Source organism: Cellulomonas persica (genome assembly GCF_007989825.1).
GTDB classification, from domain to species: domain Bacteria; phylum Actinomycetota; class Actinomycetes; order Actinomycetales; family Cellulomonadaceae; genus Cellulomonas; species Cellulomonas persica.
The window spans coordinates 1-5,505 of sequence record NZ_BJUA01000034.1 but is presented as its reverse complement, the minus strand read 5'-3'; the positions used below and the strand labels follow the sequence as shown (position 1 = coordinate 5,505).

At 58.7% G+C, this 5,505-nt stretch carries 3 rRNA genes; all 3 read right to left on the bottom strand.

What is annotated here, in order from left to right:
• Nucleotides 1–23 precede the first annotated feature (23 nt).
• The 3 genes from rrf to CPE01_RS16125 all read right to left on the bottom strand — a co-directional run bounded on the left by rrf (nucleotide 24) and on the right by CPE01_RS16125 (nucleotide 5,286).
• Nucleotides 24–140, bottom strand: a 5S ribosomal RNA gene (rrf, locus tag CPE01_RS16135).
• Nucleotides 141–233: 93 nt separating this feature from the next.
• Nucleotides 234–3,341 (bottom strand): 23S ribosomal RNA (locus CPE01_RS16130).
• Between the two features lie 426 nt (nucleotides 3,342–3,767).
• Nucleotides 3,768–5,286: ribosomal RNA gene (locus CPE01_RS16125) — 16S ribosomal RNA — on the bottom strand.
• Together the 16S, 23S and 5S rRNA genes form the textbook arrangement of a ribosomal RNA operon.
• Nucleotides 5,287–5,505 lie beyond the last annotated feature (219 nt).

Genomic DNA, 5,505 nt, shown 5'->3' with positions numbered 1-5,505 from the left:
TGGGGTGGCTTCTTCTGAATGGTGTCCGGCGGCGTCCTACTCTCCCACACCCTGGCGAGTGCAGTACCATCGGCGCTGAAGGGCTTAGCTTCCGGGTTCGGAATGGGACCGGGCGTTTCCCCTTCGCTATGACCGCCGTAACTTTGTCGAGTTGTGAACGGGGCTCTCACCAGTTGTGAGAGTGGTCGTTCGTTTCTCGGGAACCGCACAGTGGACGCGTAGCAATGAATAGAGTGGTGAAGTTGTCGGCTGATTAGTACCGGTCAGCTGCGGCAGTCGTTGGTCCTGCCTTCCACATCCGGCCTATCTACCCAGTGTTCTTGCTGGGAGCCTCTCGCCCCGGAGGGCGTGGAAACCTCATCTTGAAGCAGGCTTCCCGCTTAGATGCTTTCAGCGGTTATCCCTTCCGAACGTAGCCAACCAGCCGTGCTCCTGGCGGAACAACTGGCACACCAGAGGTTCGTCCGTCCCGGTCCTCTCGTACTAGGGACAGCCCTTCTCAAGTTTCCTGCGCGCGCAGCGGATAGGGACCGAACTGTCTCACGACGTTCTAAACCCAGCTCGCGTACCGCTTTAATGGGCGAACAGCCCAACCCTTGGGACCTACTCCAGCCCCAGGATGCGACGAGCCGACATCGAGGTGCCAAACCATGCCGTCGATATGGACTCTTGGGCAAGATCAGCCTGTTATCCCCGGGGTACCTTTTATCCGTTGAGCGACGGCGCTTCCACAAGCCACCGCCGGATCACTAGTTCCGACTTTCGTCCCTGCTCGACATGTCTGTCTCACAGTCAAGCTCCCTTGTGCACTTGCACTCGCCACCTGATTGCCAACCAGGCTGAGGGAACCTTTGAGCGCCTCCGTTACATTTTAGGAGGCAACCGCCCCAGTTAAACTACCCACCAGGCACTGTCCCTGATCCGGATCACGGACCGAGGTTAGATATCCAGAGCGACCAGAGTGGTATTTCAACGATGACTCCACCGACACTGGCGTGCCGGCTTCACAGTCTCCCACCTATCCTACACAAGCCGCACCGAACACCAATACCAAGCTATAGTAAAGGTCCCGGGGTCTTTCCGTCCTGCTGCGCGTAACGAGCATCTTTACTCGTAGTGCAATTTCGCCGAGTTCGCGGTTGAGACAGCGGAGAAGTCGTTACGCCATTCGTGCAGGTCGGAACTTACCCGACAAGGAATTTCGCTACCTTAGGATGGTTATAGTTACCACCGCCGTTTACTGGGGCTTAAATTCTGAGCTTCGCCTTGCGGCTGACCCGTCCTCTTAACCTTCCAGCACCGGGCAGGCGTCAGTCCGTATACATCGTCTTGCGACTTCGCACGGACCTGTGTTTTTAGTAAACAGTCGCTTCTCCCTGGTCTCTGCGGCCCTCCACGCTCCCCGAGCAAGTCGGTTCACGCTTCAGGCCCCCCTTCTCCCGAAGTTACGGGGGCATTTTGCCGAGTTCCTTAACCACGATTCGCTCGATCGCCTTGGTATTCTCTACCTGACCACCTGAGTCGGTTTGGGGTACGGGCGGCTAGGACCTCGCGTCGAGGCTTTTCTAGGCAGCATAGGATCACCAGATTCCCGCTATCGCGGTCACCGTCAGCTCTCAGGCTTCGTGAGGTGCGGATTTGCCTACACCTCGCCCTACGACCTTGGACGTGGACAACCATCGCCACGCTTGGCTACCTTCCTGCGTCACCCCTGTTAATACGCTTACCTACTACCGGTTCGGGTCCCGTGCTCCCCGGTGCGGTGCGGCCCGAAGGCCACGGTGCACCGGTTCGGACGGTCAGCATCACCGGGCTCGGTATGGGCGGTCCTTCGCCGGTACGGGAATATCAACCCGTTGTCCATCGACTACGCCTGTCGGCCTCGCCTTAGGTCCCGACTTACCCAGGGCGGATTAGCCTGGCCCTGGAACCCTTGGTCATTCGGCGGACGGGTTTCTCACCCGTCATTCGCTACTCATGCCTGCATTCTCACTCGTGTGGCGTCCACAACTGGGTTACCCCGCTGCTTCACCCGCCACACGACGCTCCCCTACCCATCCACACGACTGAACCACGAAGGCTTGTCTGATGTGTGAATGCCACAGCTTCGGCGGTGTGCTTGAGCCCCGCTACATTGTCGGCGCGGAATCACTTGACCAGTGAGCTATTACGCACTCTTTCAAGGGTGGCTGCTTCTAAGCCAACCTCCTGGTTGTCTGTGCAACTCCACATCCTTTCCCACTTAGCACACGCTTAGGGGCCTTAGCTGGTGGTCTGGGCTGTTTCCCTCTCGACTACGGAGCTTATCCCCCGCAGTCTCACTGCCACGCTCTGGCTTACCGGCATTCGGAGTTTGGCTAACGTCAGTAACCTGGTGGGGCCCATCGGCTATCCAGTAGCTCTACCTCCGGCAAGAAACACGTGACGCTGCACCTAAATGCATTTCGGGGAGAACCAGCTATCACGAAGTTTGATTGGCCTTTCACCCCTAACCACAGGTCATCCCCCCGGTTTTCAACCCAGGTGGGTTCGGTCCTCCACGCGGTCTTACCCGCGCTTCAACCTGCCCATGGCTAGATCACTTCGCTTCGGGTCTAGAGCACGCGACTGTATCGCCCTGTTCGGACTCGCTTTCGCTACGGCTTCCCCACACGGGTTAACCTCGCCACGTACCACTAACTCGCAGGCTCATTCTTCAAAAGGCACGCCGTCACCCCTGCTAGGGAGGCTCCGACGGATTGTAGGCACACGGTTTCAGGTACTATTTCACTCCCCTCCCGGGGTACTTTTCACCTTTCCCTCACGGTACTTGTCCGCTATCGGTCACTAGGTAGTATTTAGGCTTACACAGTGGTCTGTGCAGATTCACTCCGGGTTTCTCGGGCCCGGAGCTACTTGGGATCCCTCACGGGAGGCCACGCCATTTCGTCTACGGGGGTACCACCCTCTGTGCCGGGCCTTTCAATGCCCTTCGACTATGACGCGACTTTGTGACTCCCTGCCAGGACGGCAGTCCTGACGGTAAGGTCCCACAACCCCGAATGCGCAACGCCTGCCGGCTTGAACACGCATACGGTTTGGCCTGATCCGCTTTCGCTCGCCACTACTCACGGAATATCTCTTCCTGCCGGTACTGAGATGTTTCACTTCCCGGCGTTCCCTCCACGCACCCTATATATTCAGATGCGGGTCACCGCACATGACTGCGGCGGGGTTCCCCCATTCGGAGATCCTCGGATCACGGTTCGTTTGCCAACTCCCCGAGGCTTATCGCAGGCTACAACGTCCTTCATCGGCTCCTAGTGCCAAGGCATCCACCCTGTGCCCTTATAAACTTGACCACAAAGACTATTCAAAGATGCTCGCGTCCACTGTGCAGTTCTCAAGCAACGACCGACCCGCCACACCCGGCCCCGCCAACACGTGCTGCGAACAGCTCGTGTGGTACGTCGACCCGTGACGACCCGAAGGCCACCCCCGCACCCGACCACCTCACGAGGCGACCCGGTCCGGGCATGCCCCGAGACAACAACCAACCGGCTGTTCCCTCAGGACCCAACAGCGTGCCAGGCCCACCACCACCAGCCGGCAACCCCGTTCCCACCCCGCAGCAAGCTGCAGGCGTACTAGGAGCCACCCACCGAGACGATGAGCCGTAGTCGATGTTCCACCCTCGAGCACCACCCCTCACACGTTCGGCGAGGGCATGGGCCTGGACGCCACCACCACCCCACGACAGGGCGACAGCCACGCCAGATGCTCCTTAGAAAGGAGGTGATCCAGCCGCACCTTCCGGTACGGCTACCTTGTTACGACTTAGTCCCAATCGCCAGTCCCACCTTCGACGGCTCCCCCCCAAGGGTTGGGCCACCGGCTTCGGGTGTTACCGACTTTCGTGACTTGACGGGCGGTGTGTACAAGGCCCGGGAACGTATTCACCGCAGCGTTGCTGATCTGCGATTACTAGCGACTCCGACTTCATGGGGTCGAGTTGCAGACCCCAATCCGAACTGAGACCGGCTTTTTGGGATTCGCTCCACCTCGCGGTATCGCAGCCCTTTGTACCGGCCATTGTAGCATGCGTGAAGCCCAAGACATAAGGGGCATGATGATTTGACGTCATCCCCACCTTCCTCCGAGTTGACCCCGGCAGTCTCCCATGAGTCCCCGGCATAACCCGCTGGCAACATGGGACGAGGGTTGCGCTCGTTGCGGGACTTAACCCAACATCTCACGACACGAGCTGACGACAACCATGCACCACCTGTACACCGACCTTACGGGGAGCACATCTCTGCACTTTTCCGGTGTATGTCAAGCCTTGGTAAGGTTCTTCGCGTTGCATCGAATTAATCCGCATGCTCCGCCGCTTGTGCGGGCCCCCGTCAATTTCTTTGAGTTTTAGCCTTGCGGCCGTACTCCCCAGGCGGGGCACTTAATGCGTTAGCTGCGGCACGGAATCCGTGGAATGGACCCCACACCTAGTGCCCAACGTTTACGGCATGGACTACCAGGGTATCTAATCCTGTTCGCTCCCCATGCTTTCGCTCCTCAGCGTCAGTTGCGGCCCAGTGACCTGCCTTCGCCATCGGTGTTCCTCCTGATATCTGCGCATTCCACCGCTACACCAGGAATTCCAGTCACCCCTACCGCACTCTAGTCAGCCCGTACCCACTGCAAGCCCGAGGTTGAGCCTCGAGTTTTCACAGCAGACGCGACTGACCGCCTACGAGCTCTTTACGCCCAATAATTCCGGACAACGCTTGCGCCCTACGTATCACCGCGGCTGCTGGCACGTAGTTAGCCGGCGCTTCTTCTGCAGGTACCGTCACTTGCGCTTCTTCCCTGCTGAAAGAGGTTTACAACCCGAAGGCCGTCATCCCTCACGCGGCGTCGCTGCATCAGGCTTGCGCCCATTGTGCAATATTCCCCACTGCTGCCTCCCGTAGGAGTCTGGGCCGTGTCTCAGTCCCAGTGTGGCCGGTCGCCCTCTCAGGCCGGCTACCCGTCGTCGCCTTGGTAGGCCATTACCCCACCAACAAGCTGATAGGCCGCGAGCCCATCCCCCACCGATAAATCTTTCCACACCCCCACATGCGTAGGGACGTCATATCCGGTATTAGACCCCGTTTCCAAGGCTTATCCCAGAGTGAAGGGCAGGTTGCTCACGTGTTACTCACCCGTTCGCCACTGATCCAACCAGCAAGCTGGTCTTCACCGTTCGACTTGCATGTGTTAAGCACGCCGCCAGCGTTCGTCCTGAGCCAGAATCAAACTCTCCGTCAATGTTCAACGCCACCAACCACCCGAAAGCGGCCAGCAACAAACATTACGAACAACCCCCGAAGAGGCTGCGTAGATTCGGCTTCAAAAAGGACCCCACGTCCACGGAGGTAGACGCCAGGACCCCGATCTCAACCAACAACCCACCCCGCAACTGCGAAGCGAGCCATATGGCATCGACTACTTGGCACACTGTTGAGTTCTCAAGGAACAGACGCGCAT